Origin of the sequence: Rhizobium sp. LjRoot258, from assembly GCF_964254185.1 — a bacterium.
GTDB lineage: Bacteria > Pseudomonadota > Alphaproteobacteria > Rhizobiales > Rhizobiaceae > Rhizobium.
This window is the reverse complement of sequence record NZ_CAXUST020000001.1, coordinates 3859755-3886254: the sequence shown is the minus strand read 5'-3', so window position 1 is coordinate 3886254 and position 26500 is coordinate 3859755. Positions and strand designations below refer to the sequence as shown.

21 protein-coding genes are annotated in these 26500 nt (G+C 60.4%); 14 read left to right on the top strand and 7 right to left on the bottom strand.

Annotated elements, in window-relative coordinates; all coding sequences use genetic code 11:
* The first annotated feature begins 8 nt into the window (after positions 1–8).
* Together ACSQ9D_RS19015 and coaA are read left to right on the top strand one after the other, a co-directional pair.
* On the top strand, positions 9–332 hold the full coding sequence (locus tag ACSQ9D_RS19015) for a phosphoribosyl-ATP diphosphatase (protein ID WP_436283453.1): 324 nt from the start codon (positions 9–11) through the stop codon (positions 330–332).
* Positions 329–1324 carry a type I pantothenate kinase gene (gene coaA, locus ACSQ9D_RS19010; protein ID WP_024313175.1) on the top strand — a complete coding sequence of 332 codons (996 nt, stop codon included), beginning with the start codon at positions 329–331 and terminating at the stop codon, positions 1322–1324. Before ACSQ9D_RS19015 ends, coaA begins: the two co-directional genes overlap by 4 nt.
* Here the strand turns inward: coaA and ACSQ9D_RS19005 are convergent.
* From ACSQ9D_RS19005 to ACSQ9D_RS18995, 3 genes are all read right to left on the bottom strand, one after another.
* Positions 1321–1932 (bottom strand): alpha-ketoglutarate-dependent dioxygenase AlkB family protein, encoded by a 612-nt coding sequence (locus tag ACSQ9D_RS19005; RefSeq protein ID WP_436283452.1) that lies wholly within the window; start codon positions 1930–1932, stop codon positions 1321–1323. The genes coaA and ACSQ9D_RS19005 overlap by 4 nt on opposite strands.
* A 1-nt stretch (position 1933) precedes the next feature.
* A complete protein-coding gene (gene arfB, locus ACSQ9D_RS19000) occupies positions 1934–2368 on the bottom strand; it encodes an alternative ribosome rescue aminoacyl-tRNA hydrolase ArfB (RefSeq protein ID WP_436283451.1) in 435 nt (144 codons plus the stop codon).
* Positions 2369–2464: 96 nt separating this feature from the next.
* Positions 2465–4075 (bottom strand): phosphoenolpyruvate carboxykinase, encoded by a 1611-nt coding sequence (locus ACSQ9D_RS18995; protein WP_436283450.1) that lies wholly within the window; start codon positions 4073–4075, stop codon positions 2465–2467.
* Between the two features lie 341 nt (positions 4076–4416).
* On the opposite strand from ACSQ9D_RS18995, the gene ACSQ9D_RS18990 reads away from it, so the two are divergent.
* From ACSQ9D_RS18990 to trxA, 12 genes are all read left to right on the top strand, one after another.
* Entirely contained in the window at positions 4417–5148 is a 732-nt protein-coding gene (locus ACSQ9D_RS18990) for a response regulator transcription factor (protein ID WP_197065970.1), read from the top strand.
* 79 nt (positions 5149–5227) lie between these two features.
* Positions 5228–7018 carry a stimulus-sensing domain-containing protein gene (locus ACSQ9D_RS18985; protein ID WP_436283449.1) on the top strand — a complete coding sequence of 597 codons (1791 nt, stop codon included), beginning with the start codon at positions 5228–5230 and terminating at the stop codon, positions 7016–7018.
* Positions 7015–7467 carry an HPr kinase/phosphorylase gene (locus ACSQ9D_RS18980; protein ID WP_436283448.1) on the top strand — a complete coding sequence of 151 codons (453 nt, stop codon included), beginning with the start codon at positions 7015–7017 and terminating at the stop codon, positions 7465–7467. The genes ACSQ9D_RS18985 and ACSQ9D_RS18980 overlap by 4 nt, the downstream gene beginning before the upstream one ends.
* 152 nt (positions 7468–7619) lie before the next feature.
* The gene (locus ACSQ9D_RS18975; protein ID WP_007528763.1) at positions 7620–8021 is read left to right on the top strand and encodes a PTS sugar transporter subunit IIA; all 402 of its coding nucleotides are present in this window, start codon (positions 7620–7622) and stop codon (positions 8019–8021) included.
* 16 nt (positions 8022–8037) lie between these two features.
* Complete coding sequence (locus ACSQ9D_RS18970; protein WP_007798031.1) at positions 8038–8313, top strand: HPr family phosphocarrier protein; 276 nt, start codon at positions 8038–8040, stop codon at positions 8311–8313.
* A gap of 167 nt (positions 8314–8480) precedes the next feature.
* Positions 8481–9881, top strand: coding sequence for an adenosylhomocysteinase (ahcY, locus tag ACSQ9D_RS18965; protein WP_037116771.1), 1401 nt, complete (start codon positions 8481–8483; stop codon positions 9879–9881).
* A gap of 203 nt (positions 9882–10084) precedes the next feature.
* Positions 10085–12667, top strand: coding sequence for an ATP-binding protein (locus ACSQ9D_RS18960; protein ID WP_436283447.1), 2583 nt, complete (start codon positions 10085–10087; stop codon positions 12665–12667).
* Positions 12667–14181 (top strand): tRNA (adenosine(37)-N6)-threonylcarbamoyltransferase complex ATPase subunit type 1 TsaE, encoded by a 1515-nt coding sequence (gene tsaE, locus ACSQ9D_RS18955; RefSeq protein ID WP_436283446.1) that lies wholly within the window; start codon positions 12667–12669, stop codon positions 14179–14181. The genes ACSQ9D_RS18960 and tsaE overlap by 1 nt, the downstream gene beginning before the upstream one ends.
* Before the next feature lie 13 nt (positions 14182–14194).
* Positions 14195–14926, top strand: a complete 732-nt coding sequence (locus tag ACSQ9D_RS18950; protein WP_436283445.1) for a nucleotidyltransferase family protein — start codon at positions 14195–14197, stop codon at positions 14924–14926.
* A 3-nt stretch (positions 14927–14929) separates the two neighbouring features.
* Entirely contained in the window at positions 14930–18124 is a 3195-nt protein-coding gene (gene addB, locus ACSQ9D_RS18945) for a double-strand break repair protein AddB (RefSeq protein WP_436283444.1), read from the top strand.
* Complete coding sequence (gene addA, locus ACSQ9D_RS18940; RefSeq protein ID WP_436283443.1) at positions 18117–21668, top strand: double-strand break repair helicase AddA; 3552 nt, start codon at positions 18117–18119, stop codon at positions 21666–21668. The genes addB and addA overlap by 8 nt, the downstream gene beginning before the upstream one ends.
* Positions 21669–21740: 72 nt before the next feature.
* A complete protein-coding gene (gene trxA, locus ACSQ9D_RS18935; protein ID WP_024313188.1) occupies positions 21741–22061 on the top strand; it encodes a thioredoxin in 321 nt (106 codons plus the stop codon).
* Between the two features lie 48 nt (positions 22062–22109).
* On the opposite strand, the gene ACSQ9D_RS18930 is transcribed toward trxA, so the two are convergent.
* The 4 genes from ACSQ9D_RS18930 to trpB are packed head-to-tail and all read right to left on the bottom strand — an operon-like array spanning position 22110 to position 26498.
* Positions 22110–23462, bottom strand: coding sequence for a bifunctional folylpolyglutamate synthase/dihydrofolate synthase (locus tag ACSQ9D_RS18930; protein WP_436283442.1), 1353 nt, complete (start codon positions 23460–23462; stop codon positions 22110–22112).
* A gap of 27 nt (positions 23463–23489) precedes the next feature.
* Complete coding sequence (gene accD, locus ACSQ9D_RS18925; RefSeq protein WP_037116758.1) at positions 23490–24395, bottom strand: acetyl-CoA carboxylase, carboxyltransferase subunit beta; 906 nt, start codon at positions 24393–24395, stop codon at positions 23490–23492.
* 39 nt (positions 24396–24434) lie between these two features.
* Positions 24435–25274, bottom strand: a complete 840-nt coding sequence (trpA, locus tag ACSQ9D_RS18920) for a tryptophan synthase subunit alpha (protein WP_024313191.1) — start codon at positions 25272–25274, stop codon at positions 24435–24437.
* 3 nt (positions 25275–25277) lie between these two features.
* Entirely contained in the window at positions 25278–26498 is a 1221-nt protein-coding gene (gene trpB, locus ACSQ9D_RS18915; protein WP_436283441.1) for a tryptophan synthase subunit beta, read from the bottom strand.
* Positions 26499–26500: the final 2 nt, after the last annotated feature.

Sequence of the window (26500 nt, the reverse complement as noted above, 5' to 3'; positions counted from 1 at the left end):
GCAGAATCATGAGCGAATTCACCCTTGCCGACCTGGAAAAGATCGTCGATGCGCGATCGAAAGCCTCGCCGGATGAATCCTGGACCGCAAAACTCGTTTCCGCAGGCCAGCCGAAAGCTGCCAAGAAACTCGGCGAAGAGGCAATCGAAACCGTGATGGCAGCAATCGCCAACGACCGGGAGAACCTCACCTATGAAGCCGCCGACCTGCTTTATCACCTATTGGTCGTATTGAAGGTGGCGGGCGTTCCGTTGCACAGTGTCATGGCGGAGCTTGAGCGGCGTACCGCTCAATCCGGCCTGACAGAAAAGGCGAGCCGGCAAAGTTCATGAGTATCGCAAGACAGCTCATCGGAGCGCCCGAGGCGCTCGATCATTTCCAGGCGAATGCCTATTCGCCCTATCACTTTTTTTCTTCCGAGGAATGGGCGCGCTTCCGCGCGGATACGCCCCTGACTCTGAAGGGGGACGAGGTCAAGCGGCTACGCTCCATGGGCGACCCGATCGACCTTGATGAAGTGCGGCGGATCTATCTGTCGCTTTCGCGCCTTCTCTCAGCCCACGTGGAATCGTCGCAGCTGCTTTTTGAGCAGCGCAACCGCTTTCTCAGTCTCTCGAATGTCGCGAAAACGCCGTTCGTCATCGGCATCGCCGGCTCGGTGGCCGTCGGCAAGTCGACGACCGCCCGTATCCTGAAAGAGCTGCTGACGCGCTGGCCTTCCAGCCCGAAGGTGGATCTGGTGACCACCGACGGCTTCCTGCATCCGAACGCCGTGCTGCAGCGTGAAAATCTGATGCAGCGCAAGGGCTTCCCCGAGAGCTACGACACCGGCGCGATCCTGCGCTTCCTGGCGGCGATCAAGGCCGGGCAGCCGAACGTCAAGGCCCCGTCCTACTCGCATCTGGTCTATGACGTCCTGCCAAACGAATACAAGATCGTCGATCGGCCGGACATTCTGATCTTCGAGGGCATCAACGTCCTGCAGTCACGCGACCTGCCGGCCGGCGGTAAGATCGTGCCGATGGTCTCCGACTTCTTCGACTTCTCGATCTACATAGATGCGGAAGAAAGCCGGATTCACGACTGGTACGTGACGCGCTTCATGCGGCTCCGCGAAACGGCGTTTCGCGATCCTCATTCCTTCTTCCACCGCTACGCCTCGATCAGCGAGGAGGAAGCGCTGTCGATCGCCGAAGGCCTCTGGGAAAACATCAACCTCAAGAATCTGCGGGAGAACATCCTGCCGACGCGTCCGCGCGCTGACCTGATCCTGCGCAAGGGCAACAATCACCTGATCGAACAGGTGGCCCTGAGAAAGCTCTAAGGTGTTATCCGACGAAGCGTCAGGTTGATACGACCGCCATTCTTTAGCAGCGTCGAGGTCGACGGATAGATTTTGTCGACGCCGTGGAAACATAGCCGCCCTTCCGCACCCAAGACAACGACATCGCCACTCGACAGCTTGAAGGAGAGTGTGCGGTCGTTGCGCGCGAGGCCGCCGACGCGGAAGAGGCAACCATTGCCAAGCGATATCGACACGACGGGCGCGGCGAGATCCTGCTCGTCCTTATCCTGATGCAGGCCCATGCGCGCCTCGTCGGAATAGAAGTTGACAAGACAGGCCTGTGGAGGCTTGCCGTAGCCGGACACGTCGTTCCAGATTTCCAGCAACTCCGCGGGCATATCCGGCCAAGGCTTGCCCGTGACAGGGTGGGTCGGCTGGTAGCGATAGCCGCGCTCCTTGTCCGTGACCCAGCCGAGAGGCCCGCAATTCGTCATGCGCACCGACATCGGCTTGCCGGTGCCGGGCATGACGGGCACGAAAAGCGGCGCGTCCGCCACGATCGACCGGATAATATCGACCAATCCCTGCTGCCGCGGTCGGTCCAGATAGTCCGGAAGGTGACTGACGCCGTTCGGCAGCTTCAGCATATCAATCTCCGAGCGGGCGCCCCCGCATCTTCTTCACCTCGGCGCGGCCCGATTTCGCCTTCAGCCGGCGTTCGATCGATCCTTTTGTCGGCTTGGTTTTCTTGCGGGGCGGCGGCGGTGGTTTTGCCGCCTCGAGAATCAGCTCTTTCAGCCGCTCACGCGCGTCTTCGCGGTTGCGATCCTGGCTGCGGAAGCGGCTTGCCTCGATCATCAGCACACCTTCTTTCGACAGGCGCTTGCCAGCAAGCTTCACGGCATTCACCTTCACGCGCTCGTTCAAGGAGGGTGAGTTGGGAATGTTGAAGAACAGCTGGACTGATGTCGAGACCTTATTGACGTTCTGTCCGCCGGGGCCACCCGCCAGGACGAACTGCTCCGTCAGCTCCCATCCGGCGATGGTGATTCGATCGTTGATGTAAAGCGGGTCGCTGGCCATGCGATTTCTATCTCATATCGGCCGGCGCTTGGGAACAGACAAAGAAACCCGGCGAACGCCGCCGGGTTTCACGTGAATCATCAATGTTTTGGCGCGTCACTCAGCCGCGGCACGAAACCCCGGGGCCGCATCGCGCACCCCGCCATCGACGTGGCCTTCGAACTTGGCGAAGTTCTCGATGAACATCGTCACGAGCTTGCCGGCCTGTGCGTCATAGCCGATCGGATCCTGCCACGTGGAACGCGGATCGAGGATGGCCGTCTCGACGCCCGGCACCGCGACGGGAACCGCGAAGCCGAAATTTGGATCAACGCGGAAATCCGCCTTGCCGAGTTCGCCCGAGAGCGCTGCGGCAAGCAGCGTGCGTGTCGCCTTGATCGGCATGCGCTTTCCGGTGCCGTAGGCCCCGCCGGTCCAGCCGGTGTTGACCAGCCAGCATTCGACCCCATGGCGGCCGATGAGATCCTTCAGGAGATTGCCGTATTCTGACGGATGGCGTGGCATGAACGGCGCGCCGAAGCAGGTCGAGAAGGTCGCTTCCGGCTCGGTCACGCCCCGCTCGGTGCCGGCCACCTTGGCGGTGTAGCCCGACAGGAAGTGGTACATGGCCTGATCCGGCGTCAATTTGGCGATCGGCGGCATGACGCCGAAGGCATCCGCGGTCAGCATGATGATCGTCTTCGGGTGACCGGCAAGACCGGTCTTCGAGGCGTTCGGAATGAAATCCAGCGGGTAGGCGCAACGCGTGTTTTCCGTCAGCGAGCCATCGTTGAAATCAGGTTCACGCTGATCGTTCAGAACGACGTTTTCGAGAACGGTGCCGAAGCGCTGCGTCGTTGCATAGATTTCCGGTTCCGCTTCCGCCGACAGACGGATGGTTTTGGCGTAGCAGCCGCCTTCGAAATTAAAGATGCCGTCCTCGCCCCAGCCATGCTCGTCGTCGCCGATAAGCGTACGGGCTGGATCGGCCGAGAGCGTCGTCTTGCCGGTGCCAGAGAGGCCGAAGAAGACCGCGGCATCGCCATCCGGGCCGACATTGGCCGAGCAGTGCATCGGCATCACACCCTTTGCCGGGAGCAGATAGTTCAGCACAGTGAAGACCGACTTCTTCATTTCGCCGGCGTAGAAGGTGCCGGCGATCAGCACCTCACCATTTGTCAGGTCGCAAGCGATGACGGTTTCCGTGCGGCAGCCATAGCGCTCGGGGTCGGCCTTGAAGGTCGGCAGGTTGATGATCGTCAGCTTCGGAACGAAAGATTCGAGGGTCGAGCGCTCCGGGCGGATCAGCAGGTTGCGAATGAACAGCGAATGCCAGGCCAGCTCGGTCACGACACGCGTCGGCAGCGCATTGATCTCATCGGCACCGCCGATGAGATCCTGAACGAACAGGTCCTTGCCGTCGGCGTGCGCGAGCATGTCCTGCTTCAGGAGCGCGAAGTTCTCCGGCGACATCGGCTTGTTGTTGTCCCACCAGATCTGACCGTCGGTGTTGGCATCACGAACGACGAACTTGTCCCTCGGCGAGCGACCGGTGTGCTGACCCGTCAAGGCGCGCAATGCACCATGGGCGGTGAGTTCAGCCTCACCCCGGCGAATCGATTCTTCATAGAGGGAGGCGGCCGTAAAGTTATAGCGAGCGCTGTTTGCACTCCCCAAACCGATCGTCGCCAGCTCTATCGCCGGGTTGTGGACTCCGAACAGCTCCATGGTCTTTCCCTTCCCTTGAGGCTCGTGCCGTTAAGAACTGAGGGTGACCGTACGGGCGGTTTTTTTAAAACGCAATAGCAGAAAATCAATAAAACGTAGTAATATCAAACTATTAATCGATTTAAATTTTCCCGTGATATTTTAAATCGTTTGAATCAGAAGTGGCCGGATCAAATGGCGACACCACTTTTGGTTGCCATCAAAACTTTACAGCAATCTCACCCTTTATCTTTGCCACAATTTGTTCCACCTTTATCCCCATAAGCGCATCCGGTTCACAAAGGCCGCCTGGGGACCTTCTAAATACCTGGAGACGCGCATAGATGACGGAGACGAATACCATGCCGACAATCGCGCTCGTTGACGACGACCGCAATATCCTCACCTCGGTATCGATCGCACTCGAGGCCGAAGGATATAAGGTCGAGACCTATACCGATGGCGCCTCTGCCCTCGACGGTCTCCTCGCCCGCCCGCCGCATCTTGCCATTTTCGACATCAAGATGCCGCGCATGGACGGCATGGAACTCCTGCGCCGTCTGCGACAGAAATCTGACATGCCGGTTATCTTCCTCACCTCCAAGGATGAGGAAATCGATGAGCTGTTTGGCCTGAAGATGGGCGCCGACGACTTTATTACCAAGCCGTTCTCGCAGCGTCTGCTGGTCGAGCGTGTGCGCGCTGTCCTGCGCCGCGCATCGAGCCGCGAGGCTGCCGCCGCGGCCGGCGGTGCTGTTCCAAAACCGGGCACCGCACAGCAGCTTGCTCGCTCGCTGGAGCGCGGCCAGCTGGTCATGGACCAGGAACGCCACACCTGCACCTGGAAGGGTGAGCCGGTGACGCTGACGGTGACCGAATTCCTCATTCTGCATTCGCTGGCCCAACGTCCGGGCGTCGTCAAAAGCCGTGACGCATTGATGGATGCGGCTTATGACGAGCAGGTCTATGTCGACGATCGCACCATCGACAGCCACATCAAGCGGCTGCGCAAGAAATTCAAGATGGTCGATACCGACTTTGATATGATTGAAACGCTCTACGGAGTGGGGTACCGCTTCCGCGAAGCAGCCTGACGCCGAAGCGGCGCGGCATCTGAGAATTGTCGAGAGCTGGTGATCGCGAAAGCAGTCCGCTCTCCGAAAGGGCCTGTCGTTGGCACAGTTGGTGCAGGAAAGGGATCTGGATGAGGCGGAAGGCGTAAGTAGTCGCCGCGTCAGGGGACGACGCTGGTCGCATCCCTTCACGATCATCCGCCGCATCTTCGGCAATGCCGTCTTTTCGAGCCTGACACGCCGCATCCTCTTCTTCAATCTCGCGGCGCTTGTCGTTCTCGTCGGCGGCATTCTCTACCTCAATCAGTTCCGCGAAGGGCTGATCGACGCCCGCGTCGAAAGCCTTCTGACGCAGGGGGAAATCATCGCGGGCGCCGTCTCGGCTTCCGCTTCGGTCGACACGAACTCGATCACCATCGACCCGGAAAAGCTGCTCGAACTGCAGGCTGGTCAGAGCATTACCCCGGTGCCGAACGACGAGGACCTCGAGTTCCCGATCGACCCGGAAAAGGTCGCGCCGGTCTTGCGCCGCTTGATTTCACCGACGAGAACCCGTGCGCGCATTTTCGATGCCGACGCCAACCTGCTACTCGACTCTCGCCACCTCTATTCGCGCGGCCAGGTCCTGCGTTTTGATCTACCGCCGGTCGATGACGAGGAGCAGACCTGGAGCCAGTGGTTCACGACGATCTTCAACAAGGTTCTGCAGCCTGGAAACCTGCCGCTGTACAAGGAAGCGCCAGGCGGTGATGGCTCCATCTATCCCGAGGTGATGAACGCGCTGACCGGGGTGCGCGGCGCCGTGGTTCGCACCACCGAGAAGGGCGAGCTGATCGTTTCGGTCGCCGTTCCGATCCAGCGCTTCCGCGCTGTTCTCGGTGTGCTGCTGTTGTCGACGCAAGCGGGCGATATCGATAATATCGTCCACGCCGAGCGCCTCGGCATCATGCGCGTGTTCGGGGTCGCGACGCTTGTCAACGTTCTGCTGTCTCTTGTTCTGTCTTCGACAATCGCCAACCCACTGCGGCGTCTATCCGCCGCCGCCATCCGTGTTCGCCGCGGCGCAAAGGAACGCGAGGAAATTCCGGACTTTTCCGCACGTCAGGACGAGATCGGCAACCTCTCAATTGCGCTGCGCGAGATGACAACGGCTCTCTACGACCGTATCGATTCGATCGAAAGCTTTGCGGCCGACGTCAGCCACGAACTGAAGAATCCCCTGACATCGCTGCGCAGCGCCGTCGAGACACTGCCACTCGCCAAAACGGACGATTCGAAGAAACGGCTGCTTGATGTCATCCAACATGACGTTCGCCGCCTCGACCGCCTGATCAGCGATATTTCCGACGCCTCCCGTCTCGATGCCGAGTTGGCGCGGGTGGATGCAGGTTCGGTCGATCTGGAAATCCTGCTTCGCGACCTCATCGACGTATCTCGGCAAATCCGCAGTCGCAAGAAAGAAGTGCAGATTGAGTTCGCCATCGAGCGCAAGCCGGGCGTCAAGACGCGCTTCGTAGTGAACGGCCACGACCTGCGCATCGGCCAGATCGTTACGAATCTGATAGAGAACGCGCGCTCCTTCGTACCGGAGCACGACGGCAGGATCACGGTGCGACTGGTTAGAACACGCTCCCGCTGCATCGTTTACGTCGAGGACAACGGGCCGGGCATCCAGGCCGAAAATATCGATCGTATCTTTGAGCGCTTCTATACCGACAGACCGGAATCAGAGGGCTTCGGGCAGAATTCTGGCCTCGGTCTGTCGATCAGCCGCCAGATCGCCGAGGCGCATGGCGGTTCGCTGCGTGCGGAGAATATCATCGATCCGGAGAGCGAAAGGCTGCTCGGAGCGCGCTTCATCCTCGCCCTTCCCGCCAATACCACCGCATGACGGACGCGCCTTCGAACATCCACGCAACCGCTATCGTCGTCGGCAGCACCGGTCTTCTTTTCATGGGGCCTTCGGGATGGGGAAAGTCGATGCTCGCCTTTGCCTGCATCGCCCAAGCACAGCACATCGGCATGCCGGCGATGCTGGTTGCCGACGATCAAGTGCTAATCTCCAAACAGGATGGAGCCGTGATTGCCACTTGCCCCACCTCGATTGCCGGTTTGATCGAATTGCGCGGCACCGGCATCGTCCGCGTGCCATACGTCGCAAGGGCGGCGATGCATTATGCTGTCCTTCCGGGAAGCGTGTCCGGAGAGAAACGGCTGCCGCCGGAGGGTGAGCGAATGACTATTGCCAACGGTATGGATCTGCCGATCATTCGGTTGCTGGCAAACACGCCGTTGCCGCTGGCGGTGTTGATGGCAAAAGTGCCCGATATCGGACAGTAATGCCTGCGAAATCGGCAAATCCCGCCCTAAAAGTCGTATTTTTGTCTTGCACTTCGGCTTTTCATCGCCAAGATGTGCCCCCACGGTGGACGCGATTGCTGCATTGCGATATTGGCCCATCGTTTGCATACGCCACTAGGAGCAGTAATATCATGATCGGACTTGTGCTTGTCACTCATGGCAAGCTGGCTGAAGAGTTTCGTCATGCGGTCGAACACGTCGTCGGTCCTCAGAAATTCATCGAAACGGTCTGTATCGGTCCCGAAGACGACATGGATCAGAGACGACAAGATATTCTGGAAGCAGTGTCCCGCGCCGACGACGGCCATGGGGTCGTCATCCTGACCGACATGTTCGGCGGCACCCCCTCCAACCTGGCAATATCCGTCATGAGCAGTGGCCACACGGAGGTCATCGCTGGCATGAATCTGCCGATGCTGATCAAGCTTGCCGGCGTACGCGGTGAGAACAACATGGAAAAGGCTCTCGTCGAAGCCTCCGAAGCCGGACGGAAATACATTAACGTCGCGAGCCGCGTCCTCAGTGGCAAATAGTGAGCACATCGCGCCCATGACGGCACTCTCCCGAGAAATTCTGATTATCAACAAGCGCGGCCTACACGCGCGCGCTTCGGCCAAATTCGTTCAATTGGTCGAGAATTTCGATGCCGCGATTACCGTTTCGAAAGACGGGATGACGGTCGGCGGGACTTCGATCATGGGCTTGATGATGCTGGCGGCGAGTCCCGGTTCAAGCGTCCTTGTTTCCGCCAGCGGCAACCAGGCAGCCCAGGCGCTCGACGCGCTCGACGAGCTGATCCAGAACCGGTTCGGCGAGGAAATGTGAGCCTTTCGCGACTCATATAAACATATAAAGACTTCTTTATATCATTATTGCCTTCGTCATAGAAGCCTGCTAAACGGCCATCATAGCCGCGCATGCCGCGTGGACGCTATCTGGCGCATGCACTTGCGCTTTCGAATTTTGAGCCGCTTTTCAGCCTGGAGAACCCAATGAGCACTGAAAAAGACTATGTCGTCGCCGACATCGGCCTCGCGGATTTCGGCCGCAAGGAAATCACGATCGCAGAAACCGAGATGCCGGGCCTGATGTCCTGCCGCGCCGAATTCGGCGAAGCAAAGCCGCTCAAGGGCGCGCGCATCACCGGTTCGCTGCACATGACGATCCAGACGGCCGTTCTCATCGAAACGCTGGTCGCGCTCGGCGCCGAAGTCCGCTGGGCGTCGTGCAACATCTTCTCGACGCAGGATCATGCCGCAGCCGCAATCGCTGCCGCCGGCGTTCCGGTTTTCGCCATCAAGGGCGAGTCGTTGGAAGATTACTGGGTTTACACCGACAAGATCTTCCAGTGGGCTGACGGCGGCCTTTCCAACATGATCCTCGATGATGGCGGCGACGCGACGATGTACATCCTGCTGGGTGCGCGTGCTGAAGCCGGCGAGAACGTGCTGTCAAACCCGCATTCTGAAGAGGAAGAAATCCTCTTCGCACAGATCAAGAAACGTCTGGCCGCATCGCCGGGCTGGTTCACAAAGCAGCGCGACGCCATCAAGGGCGTGACCGAAGAAACCACGACAGGCGTCAACCGCCTCTACCAGCTCAGCCAGAAGGGCCTCCTGCCCTTCCCGGCGATCAACGTCAACGATTCCGTCACCAAGTCGAAGTTCGACAACAAGTACGGCTGCAAGGAATCTCTGGTCGACGGCATCCGCCGTGGCACGGACGTGATGATGGCCGGCAAGGTCGCCGTCGTCTGCGGATACGGTGACGTTGGCAAGGGCTCGGCCGCTTCGCTTCAGGGTGCTGGCGCCCGCGTTAAGGTGACGGAAGTCGACCCGATCTGCGCACTTCAGGCTGCCATGGACGGTTTTGAAGTCGTCACGCTTGAAGACGTCGTGTCTTCCGCAGACATCTTCATCACCACGACCGGCAACAAGGACGTCATCCGCATCGACCACATGCGTCAGATGAAGGACATGGCGATCGTCGGTAACATCGGCCACTTCGACAACGAAATCGAAGTTGCGGCGCTGCGTAACCTGAAGTGGACCAACATCAAGCCGCAGGTCGACCTGATCGAATTCCCGAAGGGCAACCGCATCATCCTTCTCTCCGAAGGTCGTCTGCTCAACCTTGGCAATGCTACCGGCCATCCGTCGTTTGTCATGTCGGCTTCGTTCACCAACCAGACGCTGGCGCAGATCGAGCTCTTCACCAAGCCCGGCCAGTACCAGAACCAGGTCTACATCCTGCCGAAGCACCTCGATGAGAAGGTTGCGCGCCTGCATCTCGACAAGCTAGGCGTGAAGCTGACGCAGCTTTCTGAAGAACAGGCTGCCTATATCGGCGTCACGCCGCAAGGTCCGTTCAAGGCTGACCACTACAGATATTAATCGCTAGATCAATATCCACAACATCTAGAGGGCGCCACATTGACAAATGCGGCGCCCTTATTTTTTGACACACACCTTCCCGCCGATTCCCTTCCGAAGTATTGTTTTAACACTCGATTCGTGGCCACGGACGTGTCCGTTTGCTTCGAAAATGGGATGTCTTGTCGTGATGCGGCACATTAAAGGACGGAGACATACCGCGCATGTCGGAAATGATGCACAGCCTGGTCGAACAGGCGGAGGGCGGCACTCACGCTGACTCCTGCCCGCTCTATTCAGGTGAACTGAAACCCGTCGGCAGCTCAAAGGCCACGACCGAGAAGCCGGGCATACTCGCTCGCGTGGCGCGAGTCTTTGCTGCCGGCACCGCAATGGCAGCGATTGCGCCTCCGGTGTTCGCCCAGGTCGAAGCCGAGGCTATCGCGTCCGCGCATCTTTTCACATCATCGCAGGTTGTCGGCCTCTCCGTCGTTATCGGTGTGATCTCGGCCGCGTTACTTTCGACCCTTTGGGTCGTGCGCCAGCGCGGCAATCTTGAAAGCGAAAGCCGCGAGATCCGCTCGGCTCTCTCCGACGCGCAACAGCGCATTTCGCAATATCAGGCGCTGATTGCGGACAAGAATCGCCGGATCGTCATCTGGGATGGAAATGAGCGCCCTGAGCTGATCGGTCAGCTGCCGGCGGAAACCGGAGCGCCGCAGGATAGCGAGTTCCTTGCCTTCGGGCTGTGGCTGAAGCCGCGCTCTGCATCCGAACTTGAGCGTGCAATCGACCGCCTGCGTGGGTCAGCCCATAGCTTCGACATGGTCGTTGAAACCCACCGCGAGGAAATCCTTGAAGCGCAGGGCCGGGTTTCCGGCGGCCGCGCATTCGTCCGGTTTGTGGCGCTGAACAATCTTCGAGCCGAGCTTGCCGAGCTTAAGATCGAGCGGGACAGATTGTTGTCCTCGATCTCGGCGTTTCAGAGCATGCTCGATGCAATCGATCTCCCAGCCTGGCAGCGTGATACCGAAGGTCGGCTGACCTGGGCCAACCACGCCTACGGCGAAGCTGTCGAGGCAGCCACGCCGGAGCAAGCCGTCGACGAGGGGCGGGAATTCCTGACGACAGTTGCCCGCGAGCGCATCCGCGCCACGGCCACCACCGAGTCGCCTTTCCACGACAAGATTTCGACCGTAGTGCGCGGAAACCGCACCTTCTTTGACGTTGTCGATGTGAAAGTCCCGGGCGGCTCCGCCGGCATAGCCGTCGATGTTTCAGGCATCGAAGCTGTTCGCGCAGAGCTCGAGCGGACGCTGAAGAGCCACGCCGAGACACTCGATCATCTCGCAACGCCCGTCGCGATCTTCGATGGCGACCGCCGCCTGCAGTTCTACAATCAGGCCTTCGTTTCTCTCTGGGAACTCGACATCGCCTTCCTCGAAAGCCGGCCCGACAATGCTGAACTGCTGGAGCGCCTGCGCGCTGCCAAGAAGCTGCCCGATCAGCTGAACTGGAAATCCTGGAAGGAAACCGCACTTTCGGTCTATCGGGCGCTCGATACCCAGTCGGACCTCTGGCATTTGCCAAACGGCCAGACGCTGCGGGTCTTCGCAACAGCGCATCCGCAAGGCGGCGCCACGTGGGTGTTCGAGAACCTGACCGAGCAGGTCGACCTTGAGACACGCTACAATACGCTTCTCAAGGTTCAGGGCGAGACGATTGACCATCTCTCGGAGGGTGTTGCCGTCTTTGGCCCCGACGGGCGTATTCGCCTCTCGAATCCTGCATTTCGCGCACTCTGGGGAATCACTGAGGCCGAGGCGAAGCCCAGCACGCATATCCGCGCCCTTGGCGAGGCATGCTCTCAGTCCTATGACCGTCCGGACGGATGGAAGACCTTCGCCGAGCTGATCACCAGCTTCGACGACGAGCGACGTTCGAGCCAGGGAACGCTCGAGCTGTTCTCGGGTCTCGTGCTCGACTATGCCGTCATTCCGTTGCCGAATGCACAGACGATGCTGACCTTCGTCAACATGACTGACAGCGTCCGTGCTGAGCGCGCGTTGACGGAAAAGAACGAAGCGTTGCGCAAGGCGGACGAGCTCAAGAACGACTTCGTCCAGCATGTTTCATATGAGCTACGCTCGCCGCTGACCAACATCATCGGCTTTACCGACCTGCTGCGCACCCCGGGACTCGGACCGCTGAACGACCGGCAGGCGGAATACATCGATCACATCTCGACCTCCTCTTCGGTACTGCTGACGCTGGTCAACGATATCCTCGATCTTGCCACGGTCGACGCCGGCATCATGCGGCTCAATTACTCGCCAATCGATCTTGGCGACTTGCTCGACGACGTATCGATGCAGATTGCAGACAGGCTACAGGAAAGCGGTGTGACGCTGGAGATTACCGCACCGGCGCATCTGGGCTCGATTGTTGCCGACCCGCAAAGACTGAAACAGATACTGGTGAAGTTGCTTTCCAACGCAGCCAACTTTTCACCGGAAGGCTCGTCAGTCTCGCTCGAATGCCGGCGCGAAGGGACGGATTTCGTCTTCTCCGTCAGCGATCGCGGCCCGGGTATTTCGCAGGAGATGATCGCCAACGTGTTCGACCGATTCGCCACCGGTGCAAAGAGTGGGAAGAGGGGCGGCGCCGGACTAGGGCTCTCGATCGTCGACAGCTTCGTCAGTCTTCACCACGGGACGGTCACCATTGACAGTCAGCCAGGCAAGGGCACGATCGTGACCTGCCGGATTCCTTCGGTCGATCTCCCGACGTCCGTCGCAGCCGAATGATGACGGGCACACCTGTCATTTCTCTCTTCCTGAAGGACGAGGCGGAAACAATCCGCTTTGGTGAAGATCTGGCGCTGGCGCTGAAGCGAGGCGACTGCCTTGCCCTGTCGGGCGACCTCGGCGCCGGGAAATCGTCACTTGCCCGCGCATTCCTGCGCGCGATGGCGGATGACGACGAGCTCGAGGTGCCGAGTCCCACCTTCACCCTGGTGCAGGCCTATGACCTGCGCATACCGGTCGCGCATTTCGACCTTTACCGTCTCGGCGATCCGGCCGAACTGACCGAACTCGGCTTCGACGAAGCGCTCGAGGACGGCATCTGCCTCGTGGAATGGCCTGAGGTGGCGCGTGACGAACTGCCGGCAGACCGCATCGCCGTCAAGCTGGAGCAGGAGGGCGCGGGTCGACGTGTGACCATTGCGGCGCCGGAAAAGCAGGCGGCCCGAATCGGCCGCGTCCTTGCCATTCGGGCTTTTCTTGGCGATGCAGGGTATCCCCGGGCGAAACGTCGTTTCCTGACAGGAGACGCATCTCTTCGAGCCTACGAGGCCGTCTATGCCGATGACGAGAAACGACGGATTCTGATGGATTGGCCGCCGCTGCCGGAAGGGCCGCCGGTCCTGGACGGCAAGCCATATCCGAAGGTCGCGCATATCGCGGAGAATGCCTATCCCTTCGTCGCCATTGCGAATGTGCTCCGACAGGAGGGCTTTGCTGCACCTGAGGTCTACCAGGTCGACTACGACCGAGGCATTCTGCTGCTGGAGGACCTTGGCGCCGACGGCGTTCTGGACGCGCAAGGTCAGGCCATCTCCGAGCGTTACCGGGCGAGCGTCGCTTGCTTGGCGCATCTCCACAAGCACGCGATCCCGCAGGACATCCGCGTCACGGATAGCCATGTCCATCACATCCCCGATTTCGACCGGACGGCGATGAAGATGGAAGCGCGTCTCGTTCTAGACTGGCATCTGCCCTGGAAGCGTGGGGGCGTCGCTGCCAGCGATGCCGAGCGCAACGAATACCTCGCCATTTGGGACAGCCTGATCGACGAATTGGAGACCTCCGAGAAGAACCTCCTCCTTCGCGATTTCCACTCGCCGAACATCATCTGGCGCGAGAGCGAGACCGGTATCGCGCGCGTCGGATTGATCGATTTCCAGGATGCAATGATCGGTCCTACGGCCTATGACCTGGCTTCGATCGTACAGGATGCGCGTGTCACAATCGCCCCCGAGCTATTTCAGCAATTGATGGACGACTATCTGTCGCTGCGCAGAGCGGAACGCGGCTTCGATGAGGCGCGCTTCCTGAAGAGTTGGGCGATCATGTCGGCACAGCGCAATTGCAAGCTCGCCGGCCTCTGGGTTCGCTTGATGCAACGAGACGGAAAGCCTGGCTACATGAAGCATATGCCCCGCACGCTGTCCTATCTTTCCGTGGCGCTGCAACACGAAACGCTTGCCCCCTTGCGCGAGTGGTGCGTAAGGGCTGGAATAGTGACAAGCGAATCATAATTTTTCGGATCAGATGAGCATCAAGCAAGCCATGATACTCGCTGCGGGTCTTGGAACCCGCATGCGGCCGATCACCGACACCATCCCGAAACCGCTCGTGACGATCGGCGGCAAGGCGATGATCGACTACGCGCTGGATTCGCTTGTAGAAGCCGGTGTGGAAAGGGTGGTGGTGAATGTTCATCACCACGCCGACCAGATGCTCGCCCATTTGGCATCATACAAAGACCTCGAGATCATTATCTCCGACGAACGCGAAAAGCTGATGAACAACGGCGGTGGCCTTGCAAAGGGCCTGAAGCTTCTTGCTCCTGGCAAAGTTTTTGTCACGAATGCCGACCTTTTCTGGATCGGAGAACGTCCAGGCGTTCCGAACAACCTGACACGCTTAGCCGGATTCTTCCAACCGGAAAGCATGGATATGGCCATGCTTTGCGTGAAATTGGAAGACACCACCGGGCACAACGGCAAGAACGATTTCAATATGGCAAAGGATTTCAGGTTGACGCGCTTTGCCGATTCCGGGCCGAGCCCCGTCGTCTACGCCGGCGCCATTGCCATGGACACGTCGTTCCTGGATGACGCTCCGGCCGATCCGTTCAACCTCAATATCTATTTCGACAAGGCAATCGCCCGCGGGCGGCTGTACGGCACGGTGCTCGAAGGACACTGGCTTACAATCGGCACGCCCGAGGCTATCGGTGAAGCTGAGGAAACGATCCGGCGCTACCGGACGTTTGCATGACGGATGGCCGAGCAGCACTGGCCGAGGGTCTTGAGCATCCCCGCAGGGCTTCCCTTCCTGAAGACCCTTGCCGAAAGCCTCTGTGACGGCAGGCTGACACCGCATTTCCGGTACGACCCCGGCGATCCCCTATCGCTTTCAAAAGCCACGATCTATCTGCCGACAAGGCGTGCCGCACGCGTGCTCCGCTCCGAATTCGTCGACCTTCTTGGTGGGCGATCAGCAATCTTGCCGGTCATCCGCCCGCTTGGTGAAACCGACGACGACAGCGGGTATTTCGACGAAGCCCTGCCAGCGACATTGGATCTTGCGCAGCCGCTATCAAACACCGCCCGCCTGTTGGAACTCGCGCGCCTTATCCTTGCCTGGCGAAACAGGCTGCCGGAGATCGTGCGCAGCATCCACTCCGATTCGCCGCTCGTCGCACCCGCAAGCCCCGCCGACGCCATTTGGCTTGCCCGCAACCTCGCGGAATTGATCGACGCCATCGAGACTGAGGATCGAGACTGGAGCGAACTGTCCCGCCTGAACGCGAAAGACTATGCGCTCTGGTGGCAGCTGACGGCCGAATTCCTGCAGATCGCCAGCGCCTTCTGGCCGGAGCGACTGAATGAGCTCGGCAAATCGTCGCCAGCAAGGCACCGCAACGCCATCCTTCGTGCCGAAGCAAATCGTCTTGCGACAGTCCCGCCGATGGGACCCATCATCATTGCAGGATCGACGGGCTCGGTGCCGGCGACGGCCGATCTGATCGCGGCAGTCGCCAACCTTAGGGAAGGCGTCATCATTCTGCCGGGCCTGGACCTCGGCATGCCGGATGAGCATTGGCGGATGGTAGCGCCGGACGATCGGAAAGATCAGCCTGCAAATCCGGCGAGCCGCAGCCACTCGCAATATGGCCTCGCTCAGCTGCTGAGGCGACTGAACCGCACCCGCGAGGATGTGGTGCCGCTTGCAGAGCCAGCCGAGGCGTTGCAGCAGCGCAGCGAAATCCTCTCGCATGCGCTGTCGCCAGCCGAAGCCACCAGCGATTGGGGCGCGTGGAAGGCAAGGCTATCCGATGTGGCCATTTCAACGGCATTCGCAGATGTGTCGCTGATCGAGGCGGGCAATGAGCGAGAGGAAGCCACAGCCATCGCAATTGCCCTGCGCTTGGCTCTTGAGCGTCCCGGCAAGGACGGTGAAAGCCGGGCGGCGCTGATAACGCCTGATCGAAATCTAGCTCGCCGCGTGACCACGGAGTTATCGCGTTTCGGCATCGTTGCTGATGACTCCGCAGGCACGCCGCTTTCCGCGACGCCACAGGGAACATTGCTGCAACTGCTGCTCGAAGCAACACTTCGCCCGGGTGATCCCGTCGCGATCGTAGGCTTGCTCAAGCATCCCCTAGCGCGCTTCGGCCTGGAGCGCAGCGCACTTGTCGCGGCAGTCGCGGCACTCGAGCTGCTGGCGCTGCGGGGTGGCGTCGCCGACGTCGACATCGCCGCGCTAGAACCGCTCCTTGAACAACAATTGTCGGAGCAGGCCCTGGATCGTCACGCGCCGCAATGGCGCAAGGCGCTCCCCGCCGATGCAGTCGATCGCGCGCGGGATCTTGCCCGCCGCGTTGCCGGAGCCACTGAATCGCTTGCCTCCGCGCTTGTTCGAAACCTATCCGAAGAGCGAGGCCGGACGACCAGCTTTGCACTTTCCGACTGGGCCAGGCGCACCGGGCGCGCACTGGAGGCAGTGGCAGGCGACGAGCGTGGTGACCTTGCCGGGCTCTGGTCGGGGGAGGCAGGCGACACGCTGGCGTCAATGCTCGGCGAAGTCATCGAAACCGAAGGACGGATCGACGCCGACGGTCCACAGTGGATCGATATCATAGCAGCGCTCTTGGCCGGCCAGGCGGCAAAACCGCGGGCGCTGAGCCATCCAAGACTGTTCATCTTCGGCACGTTGGAAGCGCGCCTCCAGAGCGTAGATACTCTCATCTTGGGAGGGCTAAACGAAGGATCATGGCCGGGGCAAACATCCAACAACCCTTTCGTTTCTCGCACAATGAAGACGGAGATTGGGCTGGAGCCACCGGAGCGGCGAATCGGCCAGCTGGCTCACGATTTCGAAATGGCCAACGGCACGCGTCACCTCATCTATTCGCGGGCACTCCGGCAAGGTTCGACACCGACCGTTGCATCACGCTGGCTGCAGCGGCTGCTTGCGTTCGGCGGGAAGGAGTTCGAGGCCGAACTCAAGGGCCGCGGCGACAACTTTGTGCAGTGGGCAAACCTGATCGACCAAGGCGACCGCCAGGCGTCTGCGCAGCGTCCAAGCCCAACGCCGCCACTGGAAATGCAGCCGAAGTCGTACTCGTTCAGCGAGGTTGGACGTCTCCGTCGCGACCCCTATGCGATCTATGCGCGGCGCGTTCTCCGCCTCGATCCGGTGGCTCCCTTCAACCGAGACCCCGGCGCCGCAGAGCGGGGAACGCTCTATCACAAGATCATCGACCGCTTCGTGCGTGAAGGCCACATTGCCGGAACACAGGCGGCGGAAACGGCGATGGAGGTCATTCTGACCGAGCTCTTTGATATTGAGCAACTTCCGGCGCACGTCGATGCCGTCTGGCGTTTGCGCTTTCGGGAGGTTGCCCGTTCGTTTCTCGAGTGGGAGGCGCAACGACAGCCGGGCATTCGAAGAACGCTGACAGAGGTGCGGGGCGGTGTGGAGCTAAAGCCCATCAATGTCCGGCTAAGCGGTGTTGCCGACCGGATCGACATCACCGGAACGGGCATCGCCGACATCATCGACTACAAGACCGGGCACAATCCTTCTCCGACTCAGGCGCGCACCCTCCTCGATCCCCAACTGGCGCTGGAGGCAGCCGCGCTCCACGCGGGCGCTTTCCGGGAGGCAGGCAGTCTCGTTCCGCAGGATCTCCTCTATGTGCGTCTGCGGCCGGGAGATCGCTTCAAGGTCGACACCGTCAACAACGAGACATCGACCAGAAACGACAAGGCGAAGTCAGCCATGGACCTGGCCGCGGACTCGATCGATCAATTGATAAAGTTTGTCTCGCTTCTGCAGTCGGGCGAGAAGGGCTTCACCTCGCGGCTTGTGCCGGCACAGCAGTTCGACTTTGGTGGCGACTACGATCATCTGGCACGCGTTTCCGAATGGTCTGCCGCAGAGAGCGATGAGGCAACCGGCGATGAATGACGAAGCAACACTGCCCGAGGGCGACGATCCCCTCGCCTGGACGAGTTGGACGACCATACAGCAATCGATCGCATCCGATCCGCAACGCTCGGCCTGGGTTTCGGCCAACGCCGGCTCCGGAAAGACGCACGTCCTGACGCAGCGCGTCATTCGGCTGCTGCTGGCCGGGGCACGCCCGTCAGCAATCCTCTGCCTGACTTATACGAAAGCGGCAGCCTCAGAGATGTCCAATCGCGTGTTCGAGCGGCTGGCCGAGTGGGCCGTCCTGCCCGACGCGGAATTGGAAGAGCGCATCGCGCGGGTCGAAGGCAGGGCGCCGGATGCGTCAAAACTCGCGAAAGCGAGACGGCTCTTTGCGAAGGCGCTCGAGACGCCGGGTGGTCTGAAGATCCAGACGATCCACGCCTTCTGCGAAGCGCTCCTGCACCAGTTTCCGCTGGAAGCGAACGTCGCGGGGCATTTCTCCGTGCTCGACGATCGCGCCGCCGCGACCCTTCTGGCGGATGCACGGCGGTCCCTCCTCACGGCGACGACGCCAGAGGACGATCCGACGCTCGCAGAGGCCTTTGGCTACGTACTCAATCTGGGCGATGAGGCGGGTCTGGAAAATCTTTTGGAAGAGATCATCGCCAATCGCAATGCAATTCGAGCCTTTACGCAAGATTCGGAACGCAAGGGTGGCGTCGATGCCGTGTTGCGGAAGAAACTTCGCCTCTCCGCCAATGCCACCACAATTGGAATTACCGAGGAGTATTGGCCGCTCCCTGGTCTGCGTGGCAGTGCACTCGACCAATATCTAGACGTCGCTGACCAGAAGGGTGGCGCCAAGGCACATGATACTGCAACCGGCTTACGGTCGGCTGCGCGCGAACGTGACCATGCGCGCCGTGCGTCGCTGCTGGAGAAGATCTTCCTTACTGTAAAGGGGGATCCAAAGGCCGACTCGCAGTTCTTCGTGAAGGGGATGCTAAGCGAAGCCCCCGGACTCCCAGACGCAGTAGCAACAGCACGAGCGCATGTTGTGCTATGCCGAGATCGGCTGAAGACGGCGCGCATGTACGAGGCCACCCGCGCTGCACTGATGCTCGCCGACCGCCTCAACAAAGACTACGACGACCTCAAGAAGCAACGCAGCCAACTCGACTTCGAGGATCTCATAACGCGAACTGCCGAACTCTTGAACAAGAGCGACGTTGGCCCGTGGATCCACTACAAGCTCGATCAGGGCATCGACCACATTCTCGTCGACGAGGCGCAGGATACGAGCCCGATCCAATGGAGTGTCATCCAGTCGCTGGCTGGGGATTTCTTTTCGGGCGAAAGCGCCCGCCATGCGGTGCGGACCCTTTTTGCCGTTGGTGACGAAAAGCAATCCATCTATTCGTTCCAGGGCGCCCGTCCCGAACGCTTTTCGGAAGAAAGCCAGCGGACGCGCCGGCGCGTCGCCCAGAGCGGGCTTGCCTTCTCGACGGTGCGGTTACCACTCTCGTTCCGATCGACCTCGGATGTCCTAGCCGCCGTCGACCATGTCTTCACGCCCGCCGAGAATGCCCGTGGACTGAGCGCGACAGGCGAGCCCGTGGTTCACCGTTCCAATCGCATTGGGCATCCCGGCGCCGTTGATCTCTGGGAGATGGTGGCGCCTGAGGCAATAACAAAGGAAGAGGACTGGACCGCACCTTTTGACGCCACGCCGGAGAGTGCGCCCGCGTCCATTCTCGCGCGTCGCATTGCCCACACGATCGGCGATCTGGTCGGCAAGGAAACGATCGTGGAGAAGGGTAAGGAGCGCCTCATCGAAGCCGGCGATATCCTCGTGCTTGTGCGCAAGCGCGACGCCTTCGTTAACGCTCTGACGCGCGCCCTGAAGCGACGCGGCGACATACCTGTGGCCGGCGCCGACCGCCTGCGCCTGACGAGCCACATCGCAGTGCAGGACCTGGTAGCGCTCGGCCGCTTACTGCTTTTGCCCGAGGATGACCTCTCCTTGGCTGCGCTCATGAAGAGCCCGCTACTCGATCTGAGTGAAGACGACGTGTTCGCAGTTGCCGCCCTTCGTACGGAGGGCGAGAGTGCCTGGGCTCACCTGCAGAAGTTCGCCGACGACGGCAATGCGCGCTTCGAAACGGCCGTCTCACGCCTCAAGCTCTTCCTGGATGAATCCAAGACGCTGTCGGTTCACGACTTCTATGCCCGCGTTCTGGGGTGCCACGGCGGCCGACGACAGTTCCTTGCTCGGCTCGGAACCGAGGTCAGCGATATCCTCGATGAATTCCTGACTTTCGCGCTCGACCATGAAAGCTCGGGCCTGCCTGGACTGCAGTCGTTCATTTCGACGCTCGAGATCGAAGCGCCGGAGGTAAAACGCGAGCAGGACAAGGGACGCAACGAAGTCCGGATCATGACCGTCCACGCGTCAAAGGGTCTGGAGGCGCCGATCGTGTTCCTGGTCGATGGCGGGTCCAAGGCCTTTACCCATTCGCATATGCCAAAGCTTCGGCTGCTTGAGCAGGAGCCTGGCGAACCAAGCCTGCCCGCATGGGTTCCGCTCGGCGATCTCAGCAACTCCCTCACCCAGGCCGACGCGACGCGCATCCAGTTGCTGGCGGAACAGGAGTATCGGCGGTTACTCTATGTCGGGATGACCCGGGCTGCCGACCGGCTAACAGTTTGCGGCTACAGAGGCATCCGGCCGAACACCGACACCTGGCATACGATGATTTCCACTGCGATGACGGACAGCCATCCGCATGTGTCGGCTGCGACATTTTCCGGGCCGGACGGTACCTGGACTGGTATCAAATGGCGGGTTCCACGGATCGCGCGCAGTTTTGAGCGTCTTGGACGCACAGAACAGACTTCCAGGCAAGCGTCCATCCCACCCAGCCTCGGCAGGCCGCTGCCGCCGCGCAAGCAGCTACCTCGCCCGCTTAGCCCGTCCGGTGCCGGAACGATCGTTGATGACGGCGCAGATGACCTCCTTGTCGCCTCTCCGCTTTTCGCCGAAAGGGACAAGGCGGATCGTTCGCTGCAAAAGGGTCGGCTTCTCCACCGCATGCTGCAGACGCTGCCGGATGTTCCGCGCGGCGAGCAGGCGGATGCGGCCGTGCGCTACGCCAAACGCGCCGCGTCGTTCTGGCCGGAAGCGGAGCGGCAGCAACTCGTCGATTCGGTATTGAGACTATTGCGAGACCCGAGCCTTGAACCCGTGTTCTCAACCCATGCACAGGCGGAAGTCTCGGTCATGGGCACGCTGACGATCGGCGGAGTCGACCACGCCGTTTCGGGCCGCGTCGATAGAATGGCGGTCTTCGACGATCGCGTTGTCGTACTCGACTATAAGACCAATCGTGTCCCGCCGCAGACGGCAGAGGTCATCCCTTTTGCCCACAAGGCGCAGCTAGCCATCTATCGTGAAATCCTGACGCCGCTTTACCCCGGCAAGCGTGTCGATTGCGTCCTCGTCTACACGGAAAGCGGCTTCGTTCACACGCTGACGCCGGACGCATTGGCCTCGGCGCTTGCGCGACTCGAGACAAAGTGAAATACCGGGCATTGAAATTCCCGCACCGCACGCTCACATGTGTTTCAACAGGAATCCGTAAAGGAGCAGCCTATGGCTACCGTAAAAGTCGATATCAACAACTTCCAGTCGGAAGTTCTGGAATCCGCAGAACCCGTCGTCGTCGATTTCTGGGCTGAATGGTGCGGCCCGTGCAAGATGATCGCCCCCAGCCTCGAAGAACTCGCCGTCGAGTTTCAGGGCAAGGTGAAAGTCGCCAAGCTCAATATCGATGAGAACCCGGAACTTGCCGCCCAGTTTGGCGTCCGTTCCATTCCGACACTTGCCATATTCAAGGCCGGCGAAGTTGCTGACATCAAGGTTGGCGCTGCCCCGAAGACCGCTCTTTCGAGCTGGATCTCAAGCGCCGCTTAATTCACCCATAAGCAGATACGAAGAAGCCCGGCATTGACCGGGCTTTTTTCATGTCGGGGGCGTGCCATTGTCTGCAAGCACATCGCCGACGAGATAGAGAGAGCCACCTATCAGGATGCGCGGCGGATGGGCCTGTTCAAAAGCACCCTCCTTGATTGCCTCCAACGCTTCGCTGACAGTCGACATCGGTTCTGCGACGAGGCCCGCATCATAGGCAGCGTTTGCCAGGATGACCGGGTCGACCATCGCGTCGCTGCCGCGAATCGGTACGCAATAGACCTTCTCCGCCAATCCCTTGAAAGCCTTGAAGTAGCCAACCGGATCCTTGGTGTTGATCATGCCTATAATCAGGAAGAGGGGCCGCGGCTGCTTTTCTTCGAAATTCGCCATGGCTTCGGCGATGACTTCGCCGGCACCGGGATTATGGCCGCCATCGACCCAGATTTCCGCCTTGGCCGGAGCATTGGCCATTAGATGCCCGTCGTTCAGACGCTGAAGGCGGCCCGGCCACTCGACTGAAAGCAGCGCCTTTTCCATCATCGTTTCGGTCACCGTGAAGCCCGCAGCCTTGACGGCACGGATCGCCGCGGCGGCGTTGGCATATTGGTGGCGGCCCGGAAGCCGCGGCAATGGCAGGTCGGCGAGACCGAACTCGTCCTGATAGACGAGGCGCCCATATTCCTCGTGCGCCATATAATCCTGACCGAAGACGGCCGTCGGGCAGTTCAGCCGTTCAGCGGTCGACATCAGAACGTCGAGCGCAGCATCATACTCCTGCTTGCCGATGACAACGGGGTGCCCGCGCTTCATGATGCCGGCCTTTTCGGCCGCGATCAGTTCGACCCGATCCCCGAGATAGGGCTGGTGGTCCAAAGAGATCGGCATGATGACCGAGACGGCAGGATCGGAAATGACGTTCGTCGCATCGAAACGTCCGCCGAGGCCAACCTCGATGATAGCGGCATCGGCGGGATGCTCTGAAAACAGAATGAAGGTGACAGCCGTCAGGATCTCGAAAACAGTGATCTTCTGCCCGTCATTGGCGGCTGCGACGCGACGCACCGCCTCGGCGAAAACGGCATCATCCACGAGCTGCCCGCGGCCGCCCTTGACGCCGATTCGGTAGCGTTCATGCCAGTTTACGAGATGCGGAGAGGTGTGGACATGAGCACTGTAACCGCCAGCCTCCAGCAAGGCCCGGCAAAAGGCTGTCACAGAGCCCTTGCCGTTTGTGCCCGCCACGTGAATGACGGGCGGCAGCTTCCTCTGCGGATCGCCGAGGATGGAAAGGAGCCGGGTGATGCGATCCAGGGACAGATCGAAGCCCTTGGGATGCAATCCCATAAGCTTGTCGATTTCCTGCGCTGCTTCACTCACTGCGGCTTGGCCCCTGGGTATCATCGCTCAACCCGCCTGTGACGGTTTCTGTCAGGCGCTAGCGGCTATCGCAAGCGTCCCGCTGTTTTCCTTGGAGAGGTTCGCCGCAGGCTTCTTCGTCAGGATTTTCAGGACACGTGCCAGCGTATCCGGAATATCGTGGCGTTTGACCACCATATCGACCATACCGTGCTCCAGCAGGTATTCCGACGTCTGGAAGCCTTCCGGCAGCTTTTCGCGGATCGTCTGCTCGATGACGCGCTTGCCGGCAAAGCAGATTTCCGCGCCGGGCTCGGCCAGATGCAGGTCGCCGAGCATCGCGTAGGATGCCGTGACGCCGCCAGTGGTCGGGTTTGTCAGCACAACGATGTAAGGCTGCCCCGCCTCCTTCAGCATGTCGACGGCAACGGTCGTGCGCGGCAGCTGCATGAGCGACAGGATGCCTTCCTGCATGCGAGCGCCACCCGAAGCCGGGAACATGACCAGCGGGCACTTCTCGGCGATGGCGCGCTCGAATGCCTTGACGATCGCCTCGCCAGCGGCAATGCCGAGTGAGCCGCCCATGAAGTTGAACTCATGTACGACAGCGACGAGCTTCAGACCGCGAACCTTGCCGACGCCGGCCACGATCGTGTCTTCCTGGTCGGTCTTGATGCGGCTGTCGCGAAGGCGATCCGTGTACTTCTTGGAATCGCGAAACTTCAGCGGGTCCTGCGCGACCTTCGGCTGTACGAGCGCTTCATAAGCGCCGTCATCGAAAAGATCGGCAAGTCGTGCCTTCGCGGGCATCTTCATGTGATAGCCGGAGGCCGGGATGACCCACTTGTTGTCTTCCAGATCCTTATGGAAGACCATCTCACCCGTTTCCGGGCACTTGATCCAGAGGTTCTCCGGCACTTCGCGGCGGCCCAGCATGGAATTGATGCGGGGGCGGACGTAGTTGGTGATCCAGTTCAAGTCGAAAACTCCTGATTGACTCTTGTCAATGTGGGGAAACTATTCGGCAGCAACAAGGCGCGCCGAACGTGTCCCCGTTGACAGTCCACGAACGAGCGTGGCGACGGCCTGAACGGTATCGGCGGTTGCCTTCCCGTCCTTGGTGAGGCTCGTTGCCACCTGATTGACGATTGCAGTACCGACAACAACACCATCCGCCGAGCTGCCAATGACCTTTGCGTGGTCCGCGGTCTTGACGCCGAAACCGACGCAGACGGGCAGCTTGGTGTGCTCCTTGATACGCTTGACGGCACCCGATACGAGAGAGGGGTCCGGCAGGGCCGAGCCGGTTATGCCATTCATCGAGACATAATAGACGAAGCCGGAGGTGTTCCGCAGAACGGTCGGCAGACGCTTTTCGTCAGTCGTCGGGGTCGCCAGACGAATGAAATTGATCCCCTTCTTGAGGGCGGGGATGCAGAGTTCGTCATCCATTTCCGGCGGAAGGTCGACGACAATGAGCCCGTCGATGCCGGCCGCCAGCGCGTCGTCCAAAAACTTGTCCACGCCGTAGATGTAGATCGGGTTGTAGTACCCCATCATCACGATCGGCGTGGCGTCGTCGGTCTTGCGGAAATCGGCGGCAAGTTGCAGCGTCTTCTTCAGCGTCTGGCCGCCCTTCAGAGCGCGCTGGCCTGCCATCTGGATCGCAGGACCGTCGGCCATCGGATCGGAGAACGGCATGCCGAGTTCGATAACGTCGGAGCCGGCCTCCGGGAGAGCCTTCATGATCCCGAGCGAGGTTTCGTAGTCCGGATCACCGCCCATGAAATAGGTGACGAGTGCCGGCCGGCCTTCCGCCTTCAGATCGGCGAAGCGTTTATCCATACGTGCGGTCATGACTTACTCACCCATTCCCAGAATTTTGCCGACAGTGAAGATGTCCTTGTCGCCGCGGCCGGAGAGGTTCATCAGGATGATCTCGTCCTTGCCCATCTTCGGGGCCCGCTTGATGACTTCGGCCAGAGCGTGCGACGGCTCCAGTGCCGGAATGATGCCTTCAAGGCGGGTGAGCGTCTGGAAGGCTTCCAGTGCCTCATGGTCCATGATCGGCACGTATTCGACGCGGCCGATGTCGTTCAGGTAGGAATGCTCGGGGCCAATGCCGGGATAGTCGAGACCCGCGGAAATCGAATGGCCCTCCTTGATCTGGCCGTCGCCATCCTGCAGCAGGTAAGTGCGATTGCCATGCAGGACACCAGGCGAACCTGCCGTGATCGAGGCGCAGTGCTCGTCGCCATTGAGGCCCTTGCCGCCGGCTTCGACACCGACGATCTTGACGCCCGCGTCATCGAGGAACGGATGGAAAATGCCGATCGCGTTTGAACCACCGCCGACGGCAGCGATGATGAGATCCGGCAGGCGCCCTTCGGCTTCCAAGATTTGCTGACGGGCTTCGGTGCCGATGACGGCCTGGAAGTCGCGAACCATTTCCGGGTAGGGATGCGGGCCGGCGGCCGTGCCGATCAAGTAGTAAGTGTCGTCGACGTTCGTGACCCAGTCGCGCAGCGCCTCGTTCATGGCGTCCTTGAGCGTGCCGTGGCCGGCAGTCACGGGCTTCACTTCGGCACCGAGCAGCTTCATGCGGAACACGTTCGGCGCCTGGCGCTCGACATCGGTTGCGCCCATGTAAACGACGCAGGGAAGACCGAAACGGGCAGCGACCGTCGCAGATGCAACGCCATGCTGGCCGGCACCGGTTTCAGCGATGATCCGGGTCTTGCCCATGCGCTTGGCAAGCAGGATCTGGCCGATGCAATTGTTGATCTTGTGCGAACCCGTGTGGTTCAGCTCCTCGCGCTTGAAGTAGATCTTCGCGCCACCGAGTTCAGCCGTCAGGCGCTCGGCGAAATACAGCGGGCTCGGGCGGCCGATATAGTGAGCGCCGAGATGCTTCAGTTCAGCCTGAAATTCCGGATCGTCCTTCGCCTTGTTCCACTCGTCCTGCAGGTCGAGGATCAAAGGCATCAGCGTCTCGGCGACGAAACGGCCGCCGTAGATACCGAAACGGCCGTCTTTATCAGGGCCGGAGCGGAAGGAATTCGGTTTTGGCGTCTGGTTCACTC

Bases quoted from the DNA above. Each gene is read 5' to 3' on its own strand.
- ACSQ9D_RS18975 (WP_007528763.1), top strand. From the start codon at position 7,620: ATGATCGGACTTGTGCTTGTCACTCATGGCAAGCTGGCTGAAGAGTTT.
- ACSQ9D_RS18960 (WP_436283447.1), top strand. From the start codon at position 10,085: ATGTCGGAAATGATGCACAGCCTGGTCGAACAGGCGGAGGGCGGCACT.
- addB (WP_436283444.1), top strand. From the start codon at position 14,930: ATGGCCGAGCAGCACTGGCCGAGGGTCTTGAGCATCCCCGCAGGGCTT.
- trpA (WP_024313191.1), bottom strand. From the start codon at position 25,274: ATGACCGCACGTATGGATAAACGCTTCGCCGATCTGAAGGCGGAAGGC.
- ACSQ9D_RS19005 (WP_436283452.1), bottom strand. From the start codon at position 1,932: ATGCTGAAGCTGCCGAACGGCGTCAGTCACCTTCCGGACTATCTGGAC.
- ACSQ9D_RS18990 (WP_197065970.1), top strand. From the start codon at position 4,417: ATGCCGACAATCGCGCTCGTTGACGACGACCGCAATATCCTCACCTCG.
- ACSQ9D_RS18950 (WP_436283445.1), top strand. From the start codon at position 14,195: ATGAGCATCAAGCAAGCCATGATACTCGCTGCGGGTCTTGGAACCCGC.
- ahcY (WP_037116771.1), top strand. From the start codon at position 8,481: ATGAGCACTGAAAAAGACTATGTCGTCGCCGACATCGGCCTCGCGGAT.
- tsaE (WP_436283446.1), top strand. From the start codon at position 12,667: ATGACGGGCACACCTGTCATTTCTCTCTTCCTGAAGGACGAGGCGGAA.
- ACSQ9D_RS19015 (WP_436283453.1), top strand. From the start codon at position 9: ATGAGCGAATTCACCCTTGCCGACCTGGAAAAGATCGTCGATGCGCGA.
- arfB (WP_436283451.1), bottom strand. From the start codon at position 2,368: ATGGCCAGCGACCCGCTTTACATCAACGATCGAATCACCATCGCCGGA.
- trxA (WP_024313188.1), top strand. From the start codon at position 21,741: ATGGCTACCGTAAAAGTCGATATCAACAACTTCCAGTCGGAAGTTCTG.
- addA (WP_436283443.1), top strand. From the start codon at position 18,117: ATGAATGACGAAGCAACACTGCCCGAGGGCGACGATCCCCTCGCCTGG.
- ACSQ9D_RS18980 (WP_436283448.1), top strand. From the start codon at position 7,015: ATGACGGACGCGCCTTCGAACATCCACGCAACCGCTATCGTCGTCGGC.
- ACSQ9D_RS18995 (WP_436283450.1), bottom strand. From the start codon at position 4,075: ATGGAGCTGTTCGGAGTCCACAACCCGGCGATAGAGCTGGCGACGATC.
- coaA (WP_024313175.1), top strand. From the start codon at position 329: ATGAGTATCGCAAGACAGCTCATCGGAGCGCCCGAGGCGCTCGATCAT.
- ACSQ9D_RS18930 (WP_436283442.1), bottom strand. From the start codon at position 23,462: ATGATACCCAGGGGCCAAGCCGCAGTGAGTGAAGCAGCGCAGGAAATC.
- ACSQ9D_RS18970 (WP_007798031.1), top strand. From the start codon at position 8,038: ATGACGGCACTCTCCCGAGAAATTCTGATTATCAACAAGCGCGGCCTA.